Annotated in this window: 23 protein-coding genes; 6 read left to right on the forward strand and 17 right to left on the reverse strand. The window is 42.1% G+C overall.

The genetic code is table 11. The annotated features are described in order from the left end of the window. Window position 1: 1 nt before the first annotated feature. Both ACILP5_RS07520 and ACILP5_RS07525 read right to left on the reverse strand, forming a co-directional pair. A complete protein-coding gene (locus tag ACILP5_RS07520; protein WP_395618043.1) occupies window positions 2–1,084 on the reverse strand; it encodes a BT_3928 family protein in 1,083 nt (360 codons plus the stop codon). Next, window positions 1,084–1,662 carry a DUF1599 domain-containing protein gene (locus tag ACILP5_RS07525; RefSeq protein ID WP_395618044.1) on the reverse strand — a complete coding sequence of 193 codons (579 nt, stop codon included), beginning with the start codon at window positions 1,660–1,662 and terminating at the stop codon, window positions 1,084–1,086. Before ACILP5_RS07525 ends, ACILP5_RS07520 begins: the two co-directional genes overlap by 1 nt. Window positions 1,663–1,737: 75 nt before the next feature. On the opposite strand from ACILP5_RS07525, the gene folP reads away from it, so the two are divergent. Next, window positions 1,738–2,607: a dihydropteroate synthase gene (gene folP, locus ACILP5_RS07530; RefSeq protein WP_395618045.1), complete on the forward strand. Its 870-nt coding sequence runs from the start codon at window positions 1,738–1,740 to the stop codon at window positions 2,605–2,607. Continuing rightward, window positions 2,585–3,400 carry an aminotransferase class IV gene (locus ACILP5_RS07535; RefSeq protein WP_395618046.1) on the forward strand — a complete coding sequence of 272 codons (816 nt, stop codon included), beginning with the start codon at window positions 2,585–2,587 and terminating at the stop codon, window positions 3,398–3,400. Before folP ends, ACILP5_RS07535 begins: the two co-directional genes overlap by 23 nt. A 129-nt stretch (window positions 3,401–3,529) precedes the next feature. Here ACILP5_RS07535 and mog read toward each other — a convergent pair whose 3' ends face one another. The 8 genes from mog to aroQ are packed head-to-tail and all read right to left on the reverse strand — an operon-like array spanning window position 3,530 to window position 9,162. Beyond that, the gene (gene mog, locus ACILP5_RS07540; protein ID WP_395618047.1) at window positions 3,530–4,045 is read right to left on the reverse strand and encodes a molybdopterin adenylyltransferase; all 516 of its coding nucleotides are present in this window, start codon (window positions 4,043–4,045) and stop codon (window positions 3,530–3,532) included. Continuing rightward, on the reverse strand, window positions 4,023–4,814 hold the full coding sequence (locus ACILP5_RS07545; protein WP_395618048.1) for a ThiF family adenylyltransferase: 792 nt from the start codon (window positions 4,812–4,814) through the stop codon (window positions 4,023–4,025). The genes mog and ACILP5_RS07545 overlap by 23 nt, the downstream gene beginning before the upstream one ends. A 2-nt stretch (window positions 4,815–4,816) precedes the next feature. Next, window positions 4,817–5,770: a glycosyltransferase family 2 protein gene (locus ACILP5_RS07550; RefSeq protein ID WP_395618049.1), complete on the reverse strand. Its 954-nt coding sequence runs from the start codon at window positions 5,768–5,770 to the stop codon at window positions 4,817–4,819. A 21-nt stretch (window positions 5,771–5,791) separates the two neighbouring features. Beyond that, window positions 5,792–6,511 (reverse strand): tRNA1(Val) (adenine(37)-N6)-methyltransferase, encoded by a 720-nt coding sequence (locus tag ACILP5_RS07555; protein WP_395618050.1) that lies wholly within the window; start codon window positions 6,509–6,511, stop codon window positions 5,792–5,794. Then, window positions 6,498–7,121: a viroplasmin family protein gene (locus ACILP5_RS07560; RefSeq protein ID WP_395618051.1), complete on the reverse strand. Its 624-nt coding sequence runs from the start codon at window positions 7,119–7,121 to the stop codon at window positions 6,498–6,500. The genes ACILP5_RS07555 and ACILP5_RS07560 overlap by 14 nt, the downstream gene beginning before the upstream one ends. After that, window positions 7,122–7,697: a MarC family protein gene (locus ACILP5_RS07565; protein ID WP_395618052.1), complete on the reverse strand. Its 576-nt coding sequence runs from the start codon at window positions 7,695–7,697 to the stop codon at window positions 7,122–7,124. After that, window positions 7,687–8,733 carry an aminotransferase class V-fold PLP-dependent enzyme gene (locus ACILP5_RS07570; RefSeq protein ID WP_395618053.1) on the reverse strand — a complete coding sequence of 349 codons (1,047 nt, stop codon included), beginning with the start codon at window positions 8,731–8,733 and terminating at the stop codon, window positions 7,687–7,689. Before ACILP5_RS07570 ends, ACILP5_RS07565 begins: the two co-directional genes overlap by 11 nt. Before the next feature lie 3 nt (window positions 8,734–8,736). Continuing rightward, window positions 8,737–9,162 carry a type II 3-dehydroquinate dehydratase gene (gene aroQ / locus ACILP5_RS07575; RefSeq protein ID WP_395618054.1) on the reverse strand — a complete coding sequence of 142 codons (426 nt, stop codon included), beginning with the start codon at window positions 9,160–9,162 and terminating at the stop codon, window positions 8,737–8,739. Window positions 9,163–9,235: 73 nt separating this feature from the next. On the opposite strand from aroQ, the gene xerD reads away from it, so the two are divergent. Further along, window positions 9,236–10,135 carry a site-specific tyrosine recombinase XerD gene (gene xerD, locus ACILP5_RS07580; RefSeq protein WP_395618055.1) on the forward strand — a complete coding sequence of 300 codons (900 nt, stop codon included), beginning with the start codon at window positions 9,236–9,238 and terminating at the stop codon, window positions 10,133–10,135. A gap of 63 nt (window positions 10,136–10,198) precedes the next feature. On the opposite strand, the gene ACILP5_RS07585 is transcribed toward xerD, so the two are convergent. Genes ACILP5_RS07585 through ACILP5_RS07600 form a run of 4 tightly spaced genes read right to left on the reverse strand, consistent with a single transcriptional unit; the run spans window position 10,199 to window position 12,959 of the window. Beyond that, entirely contained in the window at window positions 10,199–10,621 is a 423-nt protein-coding gene (locus ACILP5_RS07585) for a hypothetical protein (RefSeq protein ID WP_395618056.1), read from the reverse strand. Window positions 10,622–10,624: 3 nt separating this feature from the next. Continuing rightward, window positions 10,625–11,845 carry an alanine dehydrogenase gene (locus tag ACILP5_RS07590; RefSeq protein WP_395618057.1) on the reverse strand — a complete coding sequence of 407 codons (1,221 nt, stop codon included), beginning with the start codon at window positions 11,843–11,845 and terminating at the stop codon, window positions 10,625–10,627. Then, the gene (tsaE, locus tag ACILP5_RS07595) at window positions 11,830–12,261 is read right to left on the reverse strand and encodes a tRNA (adenosine(37)-N6)-threonylcarbamoyltransferase complex ATPase subunit type 1 TsaE (RefSeq protein ID WP_395618058.1); all 432 of its coding nucleotides are present in this window, start codon (window positions 12,259–12,261) and stop codon (window positions 11,830–11,832) included. Before tsaE ends, ACILP5_RS07590 begins: the two co-directional genes overlap by 16 nt. Beyond that, a complete protein-coding gene (locus ACILP5_RS07600; RefSeq protein ID WP_395618059.1) occupies window positions 12,258–12,959 on the reverse strand; it encodes an SDR family oxidoreductase in 702 nt (233 codons plus the stop codon). Before ACILP5_RS07600 ends, tsaE begins: the two co-directional genes overlap by 4 nt. Window positions 12,960–12,997: 38 nt before the next feature. Here ACILP5_RS07600 and ACILP5_RS07605 point away from each other — a divergent pair, with 38 nt between their 5' ends. Continuing rightward, window positions 12,998–13,729, forward strand: a complete 732-nt coding sequence (locus ACILP5_RS07605; RefSeq protein ID WP_395618060.1) for an MlaE family ABC transporter permease — start codon at window positions 12,998–13,000, stop codon at window positions 13,727–13,729. Here the strand turns inward: ACILP5_RS07605 and ACILP5_RS07610 are convergent. Genes ACILP5_RS07610 through ACILP5_RS07620 form a run of 3 tightly spaced genes read right to left on the reverse strand, consistent with a single transcriptional unit; the run spans window position 13,726 to window position 16,323 of the window. Then, window positions 13,726–14,580, reverse strand: coding sequence for a transglutaminase domain-containing protein (locus tag ACILP5_RS07610; protein ID WP_395618061.1), 855 nt, complete (start codon window positions 14,578–14,580; stop codon window positions 13,726–13,728). The two genes, ACILP5_RS07605 and ACILP5_RS07610, sit on opposite strands and share 4 nt — an antisense overlap. Further along, complete coding sequence (locus ACILP5_RS07615; protein WP_395618062.1) at window positions 14,577–15,302, reverse strand: peptidase; 726 nt, start codon at window positions 15,300–15,302, stop codon at window positions 14,577–14,579. Before ACILP5_RS07615 ends, ACILP5_RS07610 begins: the two co-directional genes overlap by 4 nt. 58 nt (window positions 15,303–15,360) lie before the next feature. Beyond that, on the reverse strand, window positions 15,361–16,323 hold the full coding sequence (locus ACILP5_RS07620; RefSeq protein WP_395618063.1) for an alpha-E domain-containing protein: 963 nt from the start codon (window positions 16,321–16,323) through the stop codon (window positions 15,361–15,363). Window positions 16,324–16,440: 117 nt separating this feature from the next. On the opposite strand from ACILP5_RS07620, the gene ACILP5_RS07625 reads away from it, so the two are divergent. Both ACILP5_RS07625 and ACILP5_RS07630 read left to right on the forward strand, forming a co-directional pair. After that, window positions 16,441–17,469, forward strand: a complete 1,029-nt coding sequence (locus ACILP5_RS07625) for a quinone-dependent dihydroorotate dehydrogenase (RefSeq protein ID WP_395618064.1) — start codon at window positions 16,441–16,443, stop codon at window positions 17,467–17,469. Window positions 17,470–17,530: 61 nt separating this feature from the next. Further along, on the forward strand, window positions 17,531–19,972 hold the full coding sequence (locus ACILP5_RS07630) for a DNA translocase FtsK 4TM domain-containing protein (RefSeq protein WP_395618065.1): 2,442 nt from the start codon (window positions 17,531–17,533) through the stop codon (window positions 19,970–19,972).

Consider the following 19,972-nt stretch of genomic DNA (forward strand, 5'->3'; position numbering starts at 1 on the left):
TTTATTGTAGGCTTTGTTGAATTTCATCCGCAGACGGTAGGGCATAGGAAGACCATTTTCCTTTTACCGTTCCATCTTTTAACAGCCATAAACCTGGGCTAGAGCGAACAATGGTTTTAAGTATTTTCGTATCGGCAGAAAGCGCTGGAAACGCTAACTGGTGCTTATGTCGTAAGGCATTCACTTCCGCATCTGGAGAAGCAGAAACAAGCCAAACGGTCATGTTTTTCAATTCTTTTGTTAGTTTTTCAATTGCTGGTAATGCCCCCTCATTCATGTGGTGGATGTTTGGGATAATAACCATCAATTTTACCCCTTTGAAGCTTTCTTGTGTATAATTAGTGGTATCGCCCTCTGCCCATAATTGGTAATCTGTGATCAATGGTTTTGCCTCTTTCTCGTTCGTCGCCTGCATCGAAATGAATTGCGCCGTCGTATCGGTAGGCATTTCACTTAATTCCGTTTCTACCCCCTTGATTTTGTAGACGTAGGAGAATTTCAATGGCTCGCGCTCCTTCATATTCGATGGGATATTGTCTCCAACGGCATAGGGTAAACCATCGCTGATAGGTAGATATAAATAGCAAAAGGTCCCAACGACAATGCTGGCAACTGCTGTTGCTGCCACCCATTTGCCTGTTTTTTCATCTTTCGGTTTCTTAGCAATTAGTAGAATAGCTGTCAAAACAATTAAGAATATATCTTTTCCAAAAGACGTCCAAGGCGTTAATTTTATCGCTTCTCCAAAGCATCCACAGTCCGTTACCTTGTTAAAATAGGCGGAATAGAAGGTCAAGAATCCGAAAAAGGCAAGGATCCCTAAAAAGGCATACAAAGTCTGTTTAATGCGGTAATTAAGTGCTAGCGCGATAGCTAAAATGATTTCTAAACTACTTAATAAGATAGATAAAATCAGCGCATAAGGAATCCAGAACTTCCAAAAACCAGCCATAAAGGCGAAGTCCACAGAGAATACGTCAAAGTATTCTTCTAATTTTAGTTGGGTTCCGATCGGGTCATTCAATTTAATGAGACCAGAGAAGATGAAAATACCCACCAATAAAAACTTCGCGATTTTGGTCATTATTGCTGTTGTTGCTGCTGTTGCTCGTTTTTCAATGTGATGAGGCAGAACACGGCATAATTAAGCATGTCTTGGTAATTCGCCTCAACCCCTTCTGAAACTAGGGTCACACCATCATTGTTTTCTATTTGCTTCGTACGGAAAATCTTCATTAGAATTAAGTCCGTCATGCTGCTGATTCGCATATCGCGCCACGCCTCACCGTAATCGTGGTTTTTATTGCGCAATAATTCCAAAGTGATCTCCACTTGCTCATCATATATGCGGCCTAATTCAGTGGCTTCGAATTCCATTTGATCGGATCCTTCCAACGATTTTTGAATTAAAGCGATGATGCAATAATTGATGATTCCGATGAATTCTCCTTCGATGCCATCTTCAATCTTTTGCGCTCCTTTTTCTTGAATGCTACGAATGCGTTGGGCTTTGATAAAGATTTGATCGGTTAAGCTAGATAGTCGTAAAATTCTCCATGAAGTGCCGTAATCTTTGTTTTTTTTATCAAACAAGGCTTTGCAGTATGAAATTACTTGGCGATATTCGATTTCGGTTTGGGAAGGCGTTGAGTCCCTGTTCATAGATACAGTTTTTATACGATGCTCGCGTTTTTATAGCCTACAAAATTATTTAAATTATCCTAAAATTCACTCGATTTGGACGCTCTTTTTTCCACCAGTCAAACAATCCGTTTAAATGGGCAATTGATTGATTTTTCAGCGCCTAAAATCATGGGGATTTTAAACATCACCCCGGATTCTTTTTTCGAAGGAAGTCGTGTTTCTTCAGTTGAAGCAGCCTTACAGCAAGCTTCATCCATGATCGACGCAGGCGCTTTGATTTTAGATATAGGTGGGCATTCTACTCGTCCAGGAGCGGCCCCGGTCAGTCTGGAAGAAGAAATAGAGCGGGTTTGTCCGATTATTTCGGCTATCTCCGATGCATTTCCTTCGGTGATTATATCGATCGACACCTATCGCGTAGCTGTAGCGAGGGAGGCTTTAGCGGCTGGTGCACATTTATTTAATGACATCGGTGCAGGCCAAATGGACGAGGGCGTCTTCGATTTCATCGTTGAGAATCAAGTTCCTTATATTCTCAGTCACAGCATAGGGCGTTTCGAGCAAGTGCACGAAGTGCCAGATTACCAGAATGTGGTGGCTGAAGTATTACACGACTTATTGCCCAAAGTCCAGGAATTGCGTTCCCGAGGATTCAAAGATTTGATTGTTGACCCAGGTTTTGGTTTCTCCAAAGCCCTCGATCACAATTATTCTTTATTAGCTCATTTACGTTCCTTTAAATTGCTAGGTGCACCTATTCTTGCGGGGCTTTCGCGTAAGACGATGATCTGGAAGGAATTAGGTATAACCGCTGATGAGGCATTAAATGGAACCACTGTGTTGCATACCATTGCACTCCAACAGGGTGCTTCCATTTTGCGGGTGCACGATGTGAAGGAAGCCAAAGAAACGATTCATTTAGTTCAAAAACTACAACAAAATGGCCTATCCCATTTATTATAAAGGCGCGTGGCAAGACCCCGACAAAGTAACTGTCTCCATTAAGGATGTTGGCTTTCTGCGTGGTTTCGGCATCTTCGATTTCTTCCGTATCATGGATGGCAAGCCCATCTTTATGTCGGATCATTTGGATCGCTTTTTAAGTTCGGCTGCAAAGATGGGTCTGCCACATACGTATAATAAAGAACAAATAGGTACTTTAATTCACGAGATCGCCGCGCAATCTGTCGATCCCTGCCTGGGTGTTAAATTGGTTTTAACAGCCGGATTTAGTCCAAATGGCTTCGATCCATCCGGCGATTCCGAATTATATATTTTCCCGGGTGTCTTCTCTTTTGCAGAGCCTACTTCCGGATTGCGATTAATTAGCCGAGAGTACAAACGCGAGATGGCAGATATAAAATCCTTGAATTATGCCTATGCCTTGCGCGAAATGCCTTCAGTTCGTGCAGCCGGTGGAGATGATTTAATATATCATACGCCTGAGTTTGGTGTCTCAGAGTCCTCGCGTTCTAATTTGTTTTATGTCAAAGATGGTGTGATTCACACGCCAGCTGATCATATTTTAGAAGGGATTACCCGCAAAAAGGTGATTGCACTTGCTTCATCGGTTTACGAAGTTCTTGTGGGTCCTTGCTCACTAGCCGATTTTATGAATGCTGATGAGGTATTTACGACAGGTTCCACGAAGCGCGTTTTGCCTATTTATTCGATCGATGGAAAGCAGATAGGTGATGGGAAGAGGGGAGAGGTGACGGAGAGGCTTTATGAGATGTTGCTCGAAAATGAGCAATAATGGTTAATGGTAAGTGGTAAATGGTTAATGATTATTCACCATTCATCATTTACCATTCACCATTTATTTTCAAAGTTCAAAGACAAGAATTGAACTTTGCTCTTTGAACTTTGAAAATAGCCCTGCGGGCTATTTTGGCCTAAAAGCCTTCATATTTTCCTCCCTACAAACCAAAAAAGGTCCACCGATCAAATCGATGCAATAGGGAATCGCTGGGAAAACAGCCTCCAAGCATTGTCTGATGGCTTTCGGTTTTCCGGGAAGATTTAAAATTAATGTTTGATTTCTAATGCCCGCTGTTTGGCGGCTAAGGATGGCTGTAGGAACGTATTGCAGGCTGACAGAGCGCATGAGTTCGCCGAAGCCCGGCATCATTTTTTGGCAAACTGCTTCTGTTGCTTCTGGGGTAACGTCGCGCAGTGCTGGTCCAGTTCCGCCGGTTGTCACAAGAAGACAAACTTCTTTAGACATTTCAATCATCTTAGCCTCCAGTTGATCTTGTTCGTCGGGAACGACAGCGTAAACTACCTCGAAATCAGATTCCAGGTATTCTTTTAATAATTCGACCACGGCTTTGCCCGGAATATCTTCGTAGATACCCGCACTTGCCCGGTCTGACACATTAATTACGCCTATTTTGATCATTCTTTTTGGGTAATTTTAGTTTCTTCTCCATCGGGATTGGCTCGTCTAATAAATCACGAATGACGATGGATGCGACTACGCCTCCGAAGGCTGCCGGTAAATAGGAGATGGTACCGTAGGCTGACTTTTTGAAGTTGCTTCCGTCAGTCAGGATGAGTGATTCATCTTTGACTTTTTCCAAAGAGAAAACCGCTTTAATTCCTTTTCCAACCCCCATCTTGCGAATACGTTTGCGTACTAAAGAGGCTAGATAGCATTCACGTGTGTTGAGTAAATCGGCTGTTCTGATTTGAGTGGGATCCATTTTGCCACCAGCGCCCATCGAACTGGCGATTTTAAAACCGAGGTCGTAGGCTGTTTTTAATAGGGTAATTTTAGGGGTGACTGAGTCGATGCAGTCCATCACATAGTCGAACTTGGTGGTTTCTAGGAGTTTTTTAGCCTCTTCTGGGCTTAAAAATTGCTCGACTGAAGTTAATTGAAGGGCTGGATTGATGGCTAATAATCGCTCTGCCATGATTTGGGCTTTCGAAACTCCATGGTTTGTGGCTAAAGCAGGTAATTGACGGTTTCGGTTAGTTGGATCTACTACGTCTCCATCGACTATGGTCATCGTTCCTACGCCGGAACGTGCGATGAATTCTGCGGCAAAAGAACCTACTCCTCCTAAACCGACGACTAAAACATGTGCTTTTTGTAATTTCTGGATTCCCTCCGAACCGATTAATAACTCGGAACGCGAAAGCCAGCTCAGATCATTGTTTGGCATAATTAGGATATTTCTTCCTTGATTTGATAATTCGTCGTCTTATCCGAATTAGTGATTAATAACTCCCCTATGAATCCGGCTAAAAATAATTGAACCCCTAAAATGATGGCAACTAATGCCAAAAAGAAGAGTGGGTTATCCGTGACATTGCGGTACTTCAAATTATAGGCAATGTTGTATAGTTTAACACCGATAAGGTAAATAGTTAAGCTAGAACCCGTTAGGAAAGAAAGGATGCCTAAACTGCCAAAAAGGTGCATAGGGCGCTTGCCAAAAATCTGCACAAACGAAATCGATAATAGATCTAAAAATCCAAACAAGAATCGTTCTAAGCCAAATTTCGTCACACCATATTTACGTGCCTGGTGCTGAACCACTTTCTCGCCAATCTTGGTAAAGCCGTTCCATTTCGCTTGAACAGGAATGTAGCGGTGCATTTCGCCGTACAAACGAATCGTTTTCACTACCTCTAATTTATAGGCTTTCAGACCGCAATTGAAGTCATTCAATTTAACCCCAGAAAGTTTGCGCGTCGCCGCATTGTATAATTTGGTTGGAATCGTTTTCGATAAAGGATCGAAGCGTTTTTGTTTCCAGCCCGAAACTAAATCATAATTTTCTTCTGTAATCAATCGATATAATTCTGGAATTTCATCCGGGGAATCTTGCAAATCAGCATCCATGGTGATGACTACTTGGCCAGATGCCTTACAGAATCCTTCGTGAAGCGCGGCTGATTTGCCGTAATTGCGAGCGAAGGAAATAGCTAAAAGACTGCTGTATTGCGTGGATAATTGTTTTAATACCTCCCAAGAATTGTCGTTGCTTCCATCGTTCACGAAGATCATTTCGTAAGGAAAAGCATTTTCTTTCATGACGCGGTCGATCCAAGAACACAGTTCTGGAAGCGATTCGGCTTCATTATAAAGAGGTACTACGATGGATAGCTGTAACATACGCGCAAAAGTACAAAATAATTACGAAGGAAAAATGATATAATAGGGTCTTAATAATTCGATGAATTCCGGGCTGTTTTCGCATTGTTCGGTTTTGATATGTAAGCTGCGCTCCTCTGTTTGCTTTTCTTTCCTTGATCCACACGCCATAACGCGCAAAACTGGGCTGGATGGATTCGAATGAATGGTCACTTTTTCATGGATATATAATCCTTTTGTTTGGAGCGTTTTTTCGAATTGTACCAAAACATCTTCTGGATACAAAACCGCAAATTCTCCGCCTTCCGACAGTAATCGATCAATCGAGGCCGCTAAATCAGCTGAACTCAAATGATCTGCATGGATAGCCATGTGCCTGGCTTGATCCGTTGCAGGAAGATGATTTGTAAAAAAGGGAGGATTAGAACAGATGAAATCGAATTTTTCGTCTGGATGGTATGCGCTAACGTCAGATTGGATGACTTGAAGACGCTCTTTGAAGGGACTTTTTTCGAAGTTTTCTGCGGCTAATAAAGTTACCTCAGGATGTATTTCTAGTGCTTTTACGGTGCAGTTTGTATTTGCTTGGGCTATCATGGATGCCAATAAGCCACAACCAGTTCCTATATCTAAGCAATTACCACGCGCTTTCAAGGAGACCCAAGCACCGAACAGACAAGCTTCCGTGCTGATCTTCAATCCCGGATTTCCGTGGTGTAATGAGAACTGCTTGAACTCGAAAAGGGATCTATTTTCGGCCATAATCTGCCGGATTTTCACCCCAATCTTCTGTCTCCCACTTCAAGACTTTCGTGGAATAGTGATTACTTTTTAACCAAGCGATGGCGTTATCGACCATCTTGAATAACTCTTCTGTTCCCGCATTGCGCTCTAAATTCGTCTTGATGGCTCTGTTTCGAACCCAGGCAATAGCCGTTCTCGAATCTGAATACAAAGGGTAGGGGCAATCTAATTTCTTTAGGTAGGCAAGCCCATGAACGATGGCTAAAAACTCACCTAGGTTAACGGTTCCTTCTGGGAATGGCCCGCGCGCAAATAATACCTCTTTTGTTTCTGTATTTACCCCTTGGTATTCTAAAACACCTGGGTTGCCTGCACAGGCAGCATCTACTGAAATGCTCGGAATAACAACTTTAGCTGCGTTTATTCGGGGTGTTTTAGTCTTGGATGCAGGAGACACACTTGCCCAATAGTTCTTTTTTGACGCGCTTTCTGCTTCGGCTTTCGACTCAAAAGACTTGTATTGCGCACCCGCATATCCTTTGATGTTTTTCTCGGTTTCTGCCCAGGAATCAAAGATTCCGGTCTGATGACCTGCCCAAATCACATAATATTTTTGTTTTTTGGCCATCTACATCAAACGTGATTTAAAGATCTTAATCGCGATCGCAATCAAAATAACCCCAAAAATCTTACGCAAAATCTGCGTCCCAGCACTTCCTAATTTCTTTTCAATCCAAACGCTAGAGCGCAAAACGATATAAATAAAAATCAGGTTAATGAAGATACTGATGATGATATTTTCCTCTTCGAACTGTGATTTCAATGAGATCAAAGTGGTCATCGTTCCCGCACCTGCAATAATCGGAAAGGCTAAAGGCACAATCGAATGGGTATTTGTCTCAATTTCCTCACTCTTAAAGATGCTACGGCCCAAAGTCATCTCCATACCGATAAGGAAAATGATCAAAGCACCCGCCATCGCGAAGGAATTTGTGTCCACTCCTAAAAGGTGCAAGATGAACTTTCCCGCAAAGAAAAATCCAACCATGATGATTCCAGAGGCTAAGGTCGCTTGACCCGGGTGAATGTCGCCATTCTTTTTACGCAATTCGATGATGATGGGAATGGATCCCAAAATATCGATGACGGAAAATAAAATCAGCGAGGAGGAGAGTATCTCTTTAGAGTTAAAGTTAAAGGTCATTAGTAAGGTGTTTGATGAGTGTTTCAATATCTTCTATAGTGTGGGCTGGGAAATTTGCGATTCGGAACGTCGTTTTTTTCCATTCGCCATATCCTTTGCCTAGTTCAATCCCGTTCGCTTGACAGCGGGCATGCAAGGCCTGAATCTTCTCTGCAGGGCCTTTCAAGGCTAAAACGGTAGGCAAGCGTAAGTCTTCCCTTTCAATTAAGTAAGTGAAATCGCGCTGCTGATCCCAGAAATCTGTCCAGATTTTCATTTTTGCCAAAGTAGCGCGATGTGTTTCTGATAATGAAGGAAGCTGTTGAGTTAGTCGATAAACAAGGTAAATGCCTAACACATTCGGCGTCATTTGTGTCTGAAAGTGTCGCCTATTCTCTTCTAAAAATAACACATCGTTGTAATGTGTTGCGCGTCCTACTTCTTTCGCACGTGCTAAAGCTTTAGGAGAACAGATCATCAAACCCATACCTGCAGGAATTCCAATGCATTTCTGAACCGAGGCCAGCCAAACATCTGCCTCATTCCAAGGCAATTCGATGCCGCCCATCGAGGAAGTGGCATCTACGGCGATAATAGCGTCTTCGCCTAACTGAAAATCAGCACGACGTATTTGCTGGCCGCTTCCATTCGACGTTTCGCTTTGGACTAAACACAAAGTATCACCTGAGATGGGTCCTAATTGCTGACCTAGTTCGGCTAGACTTTGGTCTAAGGTAAACTCAAATGACTCTGCTGTCGCTTTGGCATAATGAGCCCATTTCTTACCAAAAGCCCCATTATAAAGGTGGGTAGACTTTTTTCTATCCAAAGATTGAGTAACAATTTCCCAAGCTTCGGTCGCCGAAGAAACGAAATAAATAGTATAATCAGCCGGGATATTCCATTTAGCATGAAGCTCCTGAAACGTAGCTTCCAGCAATGCTTCGAACTGCGGACTTCTGTGATTCATGCTCACAATACCCTGCTCAAAAGCCTCTTGAATGTATCCAAGGGCCTCTGGATGAACCTTAGAAGGACCAGGGTAGAAAGATAACATGGGTTATATAAAGGAATAAAGTCCTAATTCGTAACCACGAAGGCCTAGACCCACGATGATTCCCTTTGCTTTAGGACTTAAATAACTGTGGTGACGAAAATCTTCTCTAGCGTGCACATTAGAAATATGTATTTCAATGACTGGAGTTTTAATGGCCGCAACGGCATCACCCAAAGCCACCGAAGTATGTGTATAGCCTCCTGCATTGAATAAAATGCCATCATAACTAAAACCCACTTCGTGTAATTTATTAATCAGAACTCCCTCTTCATTGGATTGAAAATAGGAGATATCTAATTGCTCACCGAACTTGTCTTGTAAGATTTCCAAAAACTGCTCGAACGTCTGTGCCCCATAAATTTCTGGTTCACGCGTGCCTAATAAGTTCAGATTAGGGCCATTCAGGATCAATATTTTCTTTCTTACCATATTAATAAGGGAACATGCGGTGTAAAAATACGTAATTACTTTAAATTTACGGGATTCATGGTATAAATTCTATATGTGGGAGACAGAAATCCAGTCTTTTGGTGATTACTTGAAAATAGAACGGGGTTTGTCAAAACATTCCCACGAAGCCTATTTGCGAGACATCCAAAAACTGGAAACCTATTTGGCCGTTTCACCTGTGTCAATTGATAAAGTAGACGAAACCCATATTTTGGCCTTTTTAAAAGACCTGCACTCCTTAGGAATCGAGGCGAGTACTCAGTCCAGAACCTTGTCTGGCATCCGGGCCTTTTTTCAATTTCTCGTATTCGACGGGACCCTAAAAGCGGATCCTACGGTGCACGTGAAGAATCCCCAAATGGGCCGAAAACTTCCCGACACCCTTTCCTTTGATGAAATCACAGCCATCCTCGAACAAGCCGATCTTTCCAGTCCGGAAGGAGTAAGAAATCGGGCTATGCTAGAGTTCTTATATGGAGCCGGATTACGCGTCTCCGAGTTAATTGGGCTAAAAAGAGAAGATATATACGAAGATCAAGGCTTCGTCAAAGTTCGCGGAAAAGGCGACAAAGAACGTCTCGTTCCAGCAGGCCGTGATGCGTTTAAATACCTCAATCTGTATCTGGAATCAGTTAGACCCTCTGTACCAGTAAAGAAAGATTCGACTCACGTTATTTTCCTAAATAGGAGGGGCTCAGGCCTAAGTCGGGTAATGGTATTTTTAATTTGTAAGGATCTGGCTGCAAAAGCTGGAATCACTAAAGTGATAAGTCCCCACACTTTTCGACACTCATTTGCCACGCATTTGATTGAAGGTGGTGCAGATTTACGTGCCGTTCAGGAGATGTTAGGCCATGAATCGATCTTGACGACAGAGATTTATACGCACTTGGATAGGGCTTATTTGACGCAAATGGTAAGGGATTTTCATCCTTTTTCGAAAATTAGATAAGAGATTATAGAGTATAGAGTAAAGATAAAATATCTCCTCTCTCCGCTCTCTCATCTATACTCTCTACTCTACAATCTCTTCTCTCCCTTCTTCTGGGAAAGGAATAAACACAAAATTCGTAAACTGTCCATCCACCACAAATAGGCAGGCGTATTCTTCGATGTCTCTAAAGTTTTGGACAAATAGCTCCATGTTTTCTTCTGCGATTAGTTTGCGTTGCACGAATTCTTCCATCATGGAAGCGTGGTAATTCCATTTGTTTTCGTGCAATTCGCCTACTCCGATGAGCTTTTGGCCTATTTCGATGGGACGTTGTGAGGTGACAAAGATGGGGAAATCGGAGAAGCCGCGCTTCTTGATTTGGTAAGATGCTTCTTTTAAGGCGTCTGCGACTTTGATGAAGTCGGACGAGATAAGGCCTAAATATTTCCCGTTCAAGTCAGGGGAATTAGGCGCGTTTGAGAGGGCGGTGTAATCTTCGATCATGATTTAACTCTTACTTAGTAATAATAATTGAATGTCTTTCACGGGTTTGTGAAACAATTTCCCCGTACTCGGTTGCGTTACGAAGCCTTTATAGCAGAATACCCCTTTCATGAAGGATTTTCCCTGCCAAAGCATTTCTTCCACTCCCCCCGTCTTGCCAGCCTTCAAGATGAAGGAGGTCATCAGGTTGCTGATAGCTAAACTAGCCGTATGTGCTACTAAAGAAGGTATATTCGGAACGCAATAATGTGTTACACCGTATTTTTCGAAGGTTGGTTTTTGAATGGTGCTCGCTTCAGAAGTTTCAAAACAGCCTCCTTGGTCAATGCAAATATCAATAATTAACGTTCCAGGATTTAGCTTGCTAACCATCTCCTCGGTTACAATACAAGGCGTGATTCCAGTGTCTGAACGAAGGGCTCCTACGATTATTTGGGCCTCTTGAAGAGCTTTGGCTAGATTTTCGGAGTCAATTACTTGAGTTACGACTGGGAAACCTAGCGCTGCTTTTAGGCGTTGTAACTTGTAAATATCTTTATCGAATACTTGGAACTGCACGCCTGCGCTCGCTGCCGCTCGCGCCACCTGCTCCACCACCTGCCCAGCACCTAAAAGCACCATATTGCAGGGAGGAACCCCAGTTACATTTCCTAAAAGCAATCCTTTTTTCTTTTGAATTAAATCGGTAGCGATGGGTAAAATCAATTGCCCAGCGATCTCCGCCATGATTTTGATGAATGGGAAGCCGCCTCCATTGTCTTCGACGAACTCGAGGCCGATGGCCATCAGCTTTTTGGCATTAATCGCATCGATTAACTCGGAGGATAAATGCTGGTAAGAAGCACTGGAAATAAAGGCCTGCCCTTCTTTCATGCGCGCTATTTCCGCGATGGTGGGAGGAGTGATTTTTAAGGTTAAGGCACTCTGCCAAATCATGGCCACATCCTCACTCACACTGGCTCCGGCTAATAAATAATCTGAATCGCTAAACCCGGCTCGTTCTCCAGCGCCCTTTTCAATCACGATTTCATGGCCGTTATTGGTCAATAAAGTGACCGCCTGCGGGCTTAATGAAATGCGATTCTCATTCGGATCGGATTCCTTGGGAAGGCTAATGCGGATGCTTTGGGCATTCTGCTTCGTCCATGCCATCGCCTCTAAAGGTGCGATTCCTTGCTTCGAAAGCAACTCCTGAAACGGATTATGTTCTAGTATCTTCGCCATACGACTTCTAATTTACGGTGCGTATCATCTACGTGTGATACGTTTAATTCGAGGTGTTCAAAGGTCCAAAACTCCTCCGCCTGCTCCGGCCATTCAATTAAACACAGATGTCCAGAGTCTAAATATTCTTCTAATCCGATGTCAAAAGCCTCTTGGGCATTCTTCAAACGGTATAAATCAAAATGATAAACCGGTTGCCCCATCGCATCCACATACTCATTTACTAAGGAAAAGGTGGGACTTTGAACCGATTGAGCCACGCCTAATTGATGGCAAATCTCTATAATTAAGGTCGTCTTCCCTGCACCCATTTCACCGCGAAATAACCAGACATTAGGGTAGTTCTTAGTCTCCCTGATCAAGCTAGACGCTATTTCGGGTAATTCCGTGATGCTATATTTGTCCCAGGGTCTCATAATTCAATGTCCCCTAATTGTGGTCTGATCAGTATTTCTTCTAAAACGGTCGACGGATTCATCGAGTAAGCAGAGAATATCGTGGAAGCCACGTCATCTGCCGGTATAAATCGTGTTTCGGGTAATTCCACTCCATCCCATGCCGGCGTTAAAGTGGCGCCTGGCAAGATGGCCGTCACTTTGATTCCTTGTGTTTTGGTTTCTTCTCTCAAGACTTTCGTGAAGCCTAGTAAGGCAAATTTACTGATGCAATACGATCCCCCAGCGGTATAAGCGGTGATGGATGCGGTAGAACAAATGGTAAAGATGTGCCCTGATTTTTGGGCTTGAAATGTGGGTAAAAAGGCTCTTGTTAAGTGATAGGCACTGTACAAGTTCGCCTCGATTTGGCTTTCCAAAACCCCATCTTCCTCGTTCTGAATCTGTCCTGGCATAAAAAAGCCGGCATTGTTGATCAGGACATCGATGGATTTGGTTTGGCCTAAAACCCATTTTGCGAAATCCTGGCATTCAACTTTAACACTTAAATCTGCTACAAATGTGTGCAGGGCGTTTGTATTGAATTCGGTTGAAAGGGCCTTTAATTTATCGCCGTTTCGGGAACAGGTAAATACGGTAAATCCTTCAGATAAGAATTTTTTTACTAAAGCTTTGCCAATTCCCTGGCTACCCCCACTAATTATTGCCGTTTTGTTCATTATCTTTGAAGAATATCGATGTGTAATATACCAATCAGATGTCAAAATTAGGCAAATATTTAATCTTCCTGGGTAAGCTTTTCACAAATCCAGAAAAATTTCGGGTTTATCTCGCCTTGACATTTCAAGAATGTGTAGACATCGGAATTAATTCAGTCTTAATTGTAGCGATTGTATCCTCTTTCCTTGGTGCTGTGACTTGTGTTCAGACAGCGGCAAATATGGATAATCCTTTCGTTCCCCAATACATTATCAGCTTAATCGTACGAGATTCGACCATTTTAGAGATGGGACCCACGATTACTTGCGTGGTTTTAGCTGGTAAAATAGGTTCGAATATCGCTGGTCAGTTAGGAACGATGCGTATAACTGAACAAATCGATGCATTAGAGGTGATGGGGATTAACTCGCGTTCTTATTTAGTTTTGCCTAAAATTATTGCCGCTGTTATCACTTTCCCTATGTTAGTGACTTTAGCCTGTTTTCTGGCCATTTATGGCGGTTATTTAGCGGGATGGTTAACAGGAGCTATCTCTCCACAAGAATACATTAAAGGACTTCAATTTCAATTCAAAGGCAACTACATGATTTTTGCTTTGACAAAATCAGTGGTGTTCGCCTTTTTAATCGTAACGATTTCCGCCTTTAAAGGATTCTATACGAAAGGTGGGGCTTATGAAGTAGGTACGGCAAGTACCGCTGCAGTAACTAATTCGTGTATTGCGATTTTGATTGCAGATTATCTTTTGGCCCAATTATTAGTCGGCTAGATTCTTTCAATAAATACGTTTGTTGTTAGTAGCGAACTTGCGGCGCCACGATATGATCCATGGACAGGTGTGATTTCCTCCGGCAAACAAGACGCGGCTAACGGGATGTGATTTCCTGAAACTACTTCGTGCTGGGTGGGATCGTAGCCTCTCCAGCCACCTCCGGGTAAATAAACCTCTACCCACGCATGCAACTGATGTGTTTGATTAGGCATGTCTACCGGTGCTATCCCTATGTAATAGCCAGATACAAATCGTGTGGCTAATCCCATTGCTCTACATAAAGCAGAGAAAAGCACAGCATAATCACGACATGAACCCTTCCGATTAATCAGGGTAAATTCCGGAGTGTTCGGATTTCCTTCCTCACGAATCTCATAGGCAAAATTAGAAAATATGAACTCATTCAATGCAGAAAGATAGTCTGATGTGCTGTAACGGACACCTGATGCTATCTGGCGAGCCATTTGTTCTACCGTAGGTGTTACACCTTCCAAACCTAAATAGGGGCTTAAGGTCTTTTGATAGGAATTTGAATACGTAATAGGTAATGTTTTGCTTTCAAAGGGGAAGTAGACGAAGTCAAATGGGTTGAATTCAGTCGTTTCCACTACGGCATTTACCTCAATGGATAAAAAAGAGGTAGGCTCTTTGAAAAATAAAATATTTTGAATATTTCCTTCTGGATCCAGGTTTTTGGAAATTTGAACTGGGCTTGGTTGGATAGTTAATTGAAAATCCTGAACAGTTAAAAGGGCACTTTTACGCGGATGTAAATACAATACGTGAGGGTCCAAAGTGACCGATTCACTGTAATCATATCGTAGGTGGTGATTTATGCGAGCGATCATTTCGAGGGGGAGATTAAATCTTTCATCCAACCTTCATCTATTCTCGCTAAAGATTGACGCAAGGCTTCATTCCAGTCATCTGAAATGGCTTCCATATCTTCTTTATACAATCTTATCTCTTTCGCCTTGAAGCTGCCTTTCTCATAAACCACTACATCGATGGGATAGTCTACATCGTTCGCACTCACTTGCGTAGCATCGAAAGATAGGAAACCCATTTTTAAGGCCTCTTTTAAAGAGGTTTCATGAGTCAAATTTCTATTTAACAGAGGTTTTCCGTAGTTTGAATTACCAATGATCTGGTATTTTAGTCCATCATTAATCTCGATCCAATTGCCTTCAGGGAAGATGAGAAATAGCTTGTGTTCTGCATCTTTTGGCATTTGTCCTCCTACAATGGCATGTAAATTAAAAGCGTAGCCTTCTTTTTCTAAAGTTTCCCGATCCTCTGCTGCTACCTGTTTTAGTTTAGTCCCAAAAGAGGTCGCAGCCTGAAACATATAATCATAGCTTTCCTCCTCGTCCTCGATGGCTTGATTAAAATAGGTAACCGCTTTATCACGAACTGAACGCAATCCAGCCGTCATGATAAAAAGAGAATGTTGGTTAATCTCGTGAATGGAGATTTTTTTATTCGAATATACTTCGTTACCCGCTGTGATTCGGGTATCTGCAATGGCAATAATGCCTTCTTTAACGGTAATTCCTAAACAAAATGTCATACGATGATGGGTGGCAATTGGGAGCGCAATATTACACTATTTATTTGAAAAGATGGGTTTAATTGACCGGCTTCAGGTCAAAATAGGTGTTATGAATGGTCTGTCCGATGTCGTTATTCGAGGTTTGGAAAGCATCTAAAAACTGATGTAATCCGGTAGTTAAAATATCATCGATTTCTGTGAATTGCACTTCAGAAAGAATTTTAGAAAGTTTTTTCTCTGCCAGATTCGAATAGCCGTGATCAAAAGAGGTGCCCGAAATAGCATAAAGCGATTGTTCTGCTTCGGTTAAACAATGAACCACCGAACGCGGGAAACCTTTATCTAAAATTAAAAATTCCACAATATTGGTGGGATTAACCACTTTATACTGCTGACGGAACATGTTATAGGCTGAAACTGATTTCAAAACGGATGACCATAGCAATAGATCCAGGGGAGAACCCACAGAATCTACATTAGGAAGTAATGTGAAATATTTAACGTCTAGGAATCGAGTCGTCTTGTCTGCCCGCTCCAATAATTTACCTAATTGCCCAAAATGCCAGCCTTCACCGCGTGTAATCGTCGAATCTACAATTCCATAAAACAATTGACTTCCTGATTTGATTTCCTCCAAAAATCCTTGGTAGCGAGCTAATTCCCAGCTTTTACTGCCCTCTACGCGGTCCTTTACTTTCCAATAGATTTGGTTGACATATTCCCACATTTCTTTGGAAATACTTTCGCGTATCGTTCGTGCATTTTCTCGAGCAGAAAAAAGACACGAAAGTATAGAATTCGGATTGTTAACATCGAAAGTCATGAAGTACAAGACGTTCTCCCGATTTGCTTCTGCGTAATGCTCAAAGAAATTATAATGATCAGCGGTGGCCACAATTAAAGGCTCCCATTGCTCGGGAACGTTAGGTGGTAAATCTAAAGCAAGATTGAAATTCACCGAGATGAAGCGGGCGTAATTGTCAGCTCTCTCGATGTACCTGTTCATCCAATAAATGGAATTGGCTACTCGACTTAACATAGGCTATAAATTTGATCAAAAATGCTTATTATCTTAAAATTAGGTTTTTTTTTCAGAGTAAGGCATCGACCCATCCTTTTTTGTATTTTTGTCTATTATTTCGCTCAAAAAATCCACATGTTTTATCAAATTTTCATAAAACCTCTTTTCTTTTTGTTCAATCCAGAGCGTGCGCATTATGTGGCAGCTGATTTAATTCGTTTCACTTTGCGCATTCCGGGGATGTCCTCCCTCTTTAAAGCTTTATTTCAGGTAGAAGACAAACGCTTAGAACGGACGGTTTTTGGTCTACATTTCCCTAATCCGGTGGGTTTAGCGGCGGGCTTTGATAAAGATGCCTTATTGGTAGATGAATTTGCTGAACTCGGATTTGGCTTTATTGAAGTAGGCACCGTAACACCTAAGCCGCAAGATGGAAATCCCAAGCCCCGTTTATTTCGCCTAATTGAAGATGAAGGTATTATTAACCGAATGGGTTTTAATAATGAGGGATTAGCGGCAATGAAGTCACGTTTAGCTAAACGTACGTCTAAAGTGATTGTGGGAGGGAATTTAGGCAAGAACAAAGTGACTCCTAATGAGTTAGCAGATGATGATTATTGCCAAGGGTTTGAGGCCTTGTATGAGGTGGTGGATTATTTCGTGGTCAATGTAAGTTCTCCTAATACGCCTAATTTGAGAGCACTTCAAGAAAAAGAGCCATTGAAGCAATTGTTGCAGACTTTACAAGATTTAAACGCTGCGAAGCCGGCACAGAAGCCGATTTTATTGAAAATTGCTCCGGATTTGAGTAATGATCAATTGGATGATGTAATCGAAATTGTGTTAGAAACAAAGTTAGCAGGGGTCATAGCAACGAATACGACTTTATCTCGTGAAGGTTTGCAATCCGCTCATAAGGAAGAAATGGGAGGTTTAAGCGGGAAGCCTTTGACTCGTCGATCTACCGAGGTAGTTGCCTATTTGCATCAAAAATCAAATGGCCAATTCCCGATCATCGGGGTGGGTGGAATTCATTCTGGGGCAGATGCGGTGGAGAAATTAAAAGCGGGGGCCTCCTTAGTCCAAATTTATTCTGGCTTCATCTATGAAGGTCCAGGTTTAATAAAAGAAATTAACCAAGAGATTTTAGCCGCTGGCCTTTAATTTGATTTTGTAAATCGAATCAAAAAAGCGAAATTTATAAGATTAACTCCTAGTTCCTTCAATGGCAAAAAAGATTAGTAACCCTACGAGCACCTTACAACTTAATTTTGAGCAAGATAAGCCCAAAAGAAAAATGGACGGCGCTGTTCTATATCGATTTCAATTAATCATAGCCGCATTTTTATTTCTAATTGGCACCCTTTTATTGGTTTCTTTTGGATCTAGTTTTTTTGTAGGTATTTCAGACCAAAGTGAGGTAGAGCGTGGTGTCGTGGACACGATTAGAGGTTCCGATATTCCCATTAAAAACTTTGCGGGTCTTTTAGGAGCTAAAATTGCGCACTTCTTTTTGTTCAAGACTTTTGGATGGTCGACCTTTTTGCTGATTCCATTATTCTATTTATCTGCCCTTAAAGTAGGGTTTAAAAAAGAGCTATACTCGCTAGAGCGTCTTTCGTGGCAGGTACTATTCTACATTTTGTGGATTAGTTTGTTAGCTGGATTTTTTGTGTTCTCGTTAGATTTACCGCATTCCATTGGTGGAGGCGTAGGTTACTTTATAAATGAGAAATTGTATCAATTATTAGGCTACCTATCCATTTTTGTGATTGGGTTTGGCGGATTTATCTTTTTGGTCCTATTCTACCAATTAAACCCTAAGAAAGCGAAGGTGGTAGCACCCGAAGTAGACGAAAAAGAAGAGGTAGAAGAGGAGAGTTTATTTATCGATGAAGATGGCCCTGCGATCCATGTGGACAATGATGATATAGAGGAATTTAGACCGATTGTTCCGCCGGTTATGGAAGAAGTTGCGCCAGAGCCTGAACCTGCAACTGAGCCGCTTGCAGTGTTTGAAGAACTTGTAGAAGAAAAGAAAGAGGATGACTTAGATTTTACCTATAAGGTTGCTGATGTGGCAGATGAGGTGATCGAGGAAGAACCTACACCTATCTCCCGTGAGATGAAGGCGAATGATTTAGTCGAGCAGTTTGGCCTATACGATCCTACTGCCGATTTACCTAAATACCAGTTCCCTACGATTGATTTATTAAAGGAATACGACCAAAAGAATCAGACATCACAAGTGACGATGGATGAGTTAAAGGCGAATAAGGAGAAGATTGTGGAGACTTTATTGAATTACGGCATCGGAATTCAGAAGATCGAAGCGACGATCGGACCCACCGTTACCTTGTATGAGATTGTTCCTAAAGCCGGTGTTCGTGTGAGTAAAATCACTTCGTTAGAGGATGATTTATCTCTTTCATTGGCAGCGATGGGCGTTCGTATTATCGGTCAAATGCCAGGAAAAGATACCATCGGTATCGAGGTCGCAAATAAGAACCGGGAAATGGTTCCAGTACGTGCCGTGATCGGTTCAGAGAAGTTCCAAAAATCCACCTACGATCTTCCTATCACCTTGGGAAAGACGATTTCGAATGAAATTTTCGTTGCTGATTTGGCCAAAATGCCTCACCTCTTAATGGCCGGTGCAACGGGTCAAGGAAAGTCTGTAGGATTAAATATGCTCTTGACTTCATTGATTTATAAGAAGCATCCGGCGACCTTAAAGTTTGTTTTGGTCGATCCTAAGAAAGTGGAATTATCGCTATTCAATAAATTGGAGCGTCACTTCTTAGCGTGTCTTCCAGATTCTGCGGAGGCCATTATTACCGATACCAAGAAAGTGGTTAATACGCTTAATTCACTTTGTAAGGAGATGGATTTGCGTTATGATAAGTTAAAAGACGCAGGTTGCCGTAACATTAAGGAATATAACCAGAAGTTCATTAATCGTCGTTTGAATCCGAATGAGCACGACTTCATGCCGTACATCGTTTTAGTGATCGATGAGTTAGCAGATTTAATGTTAACGGCTGGGAAAGAGGTAGAACACCCGATTGCCCGTTTGGCTCAATTAGCGCGTGCCATCGGTATTCACTTAGTTGTGGCTACTCAAAGGCCTTCGGTGAACGTTATTACCGGTACTATTAAAGCAAACTTCCCAGCGCGTCTTTCGTTCAAAGTAATGTCTAAAATTGACTCCCGCACCATCCTCGACGCCGGTGGCGCAGATCAGTTAGTGGGTATGGGGGATATGTTGTTATCGATGGGATCAGAAGTGATTCGTTTGCAATGTGCCTTTGTAGATACCCCAGAGGTAGAAGATATCTGTGATTTCATCGGAAACCAACAGGGATATTCATCAGCTTATTTGTTGCCTGAACCCGATTCAGAGGAGATGGGTGGACAAGATCGCGGTGATTTTGATCCAAGCGATAGAGACTCTTTCTTTGATGAGGCAGCTCGCTTAGTCGTAATGCACCAGCAAGGTAGTACCTCTTTAATTCAGCGTAAGTTAAAATTAGGCTATAACCGGGCAGGTCGTTTGATTGATCAATTAGAGGCGACAGGAATTGTTGGTTCTTTTGGTGGATCGAAGGCTAGAGAAGTATTAGTTAAGTCAGAAACTGAATTAGAAGAAATTTTGAAAAATCTGTAA

Source organism: Aquirufa sp. (assembly GCF_044239315.1).
Classification (GTDB): Bacteria; Bacteroidota; Bacteroidia; order Cytophagales; family Spirosomataceae; genus Aquirufa.

Excerpts from the sequence above, each read along its gene's own strand:
- ACILP5_RS07520 (WP_395618043.1), bottom strand. The coding sequence starts at position 1,084 with ATGACCAAAATCGCGAAGTTTTTATTGGTGGGTATTTTCATCTTCTCT.
- ACILP5_RS07525 (WP_395618044.1), bottom strand. The coding sequence starts at position 1,662 with ATGAACAGGGACTCAACGCCTTCCCAAACCGAAATCGAATATCGCCAA.
- ACILP5_RS07535 (WP_395618046.1), top strand. The coding sequence starts at position 2,585 with ATGGCCTATCCCATTTATTATAAAGGCGCGTGGCAAGACCCCGACAAA.
- mog (WP_395618047.1), bottom strand. The coding sequence starts at position 4,045 with ATGATCAAAATAGGCGTAATTAATGTGTCAGACCGGGCAAGTGCGGGT.
- ACILP5_RS07545 (WP_395618048.1), bottom strand. The coding sequence starts at position 4,814 with ATGCCAAACAATGATCTGAGCTGGCTTTCGCGTTCCGAGTTATTAATC.
- ACILP5_RS07550 (WP_395618049.1), bottom strand. The coding sequence starts at position 5,770 with ATGTTACAGCTATCCATCGTAGTACCTCTTTATAATGAAGCCGAATCG.
- ACILP5_RS07555 (WP_395618050.1), bottom strand. The coding sequence starts at position 6,511 with ATGGCCGAAAATAGATCCCTTTTCGAGTTCAAGCAGTTCTCATTACAC.
- ACILP5_RS07560 (WP_395618051.1), bottom strand. The coding sequence starts at position 7,121 with ATGGCCAAAAAACAAAAATATTATGTGATTTGGGCAGGTCATCAGACC.
- ACILP5_RS07565 (WP_395618052.1), bottom strand. The coding sequence starts at position 7,697 with ATGACCTTTAACTTTAACTCTAAAGAGATACTCTCCTCCTCGCTGATT.
- ACILP5_RS07570 (WP_395618053.1), bottom strand. The coding sequence starts at position 8,733 with ATGTTATCTTTCTACCCTGGTCCTTCTAAGGTTCATCCAGAGGCCCTT.
- aroQ (WP_395618054.1), bottom strand. The coding sequence starts at position 9,162 with ATGGTAAGAAAGAAAATATTGATCCTGAATGGCCCTAATCTGAACTTA.
- xerD (WP_395618055.1), top strand. The coding sequence starts at position 9,236 with ATGTGGGAGACAGAAATCCAGTCTTTTGGTGATTACTTGAAAATAGAA.
- ACILP5_RS07585 (WP_395618056.1), bottom strand. The coding sequence starts at position 10,621 with ATGATCGAAGATTACACCGCCCTCTCAAACGCGCCTAATTCCCCTGAC.
- ACILP5_RS07590 (WP_395618057.1), bottom strand. The coding sequence starts at position 11,845 with ATGGCGAAGATACTAGAACATAATCCGTTTCAGGAGTTGCTTTCGAAG.
- tsaE (WP_395618058.1), bottom strand. The coding sequence starts at position 12,261 with ATGAGACCCTGGGACAAATATAGCATCACGGAATTACCCGAAATAGCG.
- ACILP5_RS07600 (WP_395618059.1), bottom strand. The coding sequence starts at position 12,959 with ATGAACAAAACGGCAATAATTAGTGGGGGTAGCCAGGGAATTGGCAAA.
- ACILP5_RS07605 (WP_395618060.1), top strand. The coding sequence starts at position 12,998 with ATGTCAAAATTAGGCAAATATTTAATCTTCCTGGGTAAGCTTTTCACA.
- ACILP5_RS07610 (WP_395618061.1), bottom strand. The coding sequence starts at position 14,580 with ATGATCGCTCGCATAAATCACCACCTACGATATGATTACAGTGAATCG.
- ACILP5_RS07615 (WP_395618062.1), bottom strand. The coding sequence starts at position 15,302 with ATGACATTTTGTTTAGGAATTACCGTTAAAGAAGGCATTATTGCCATT.
- ACILP5_RS07620 (WP_395618063.1), bottom strand. The coding sequence starts at position 16,323 with ATGTTAAGTCGAGTAGCCAATTCCATTTATTGGATGAACAGGTACATC.
- ACILP5_RS07625 (WP_395618064.1), top strand. The coding sequence starts at position 16,441 with ATGTTTTATCAAATTTTCATAAAACCTCTTTTCTTTTTGTTCAATCCA.
- ACILP5_RS07630 (WP_395618065.1), top strand. The coding sequence starts at position 17,531 with ATGGCAAAAAAGATTAGTAACCCTACGAGCACCTTACAACTTAATTTT.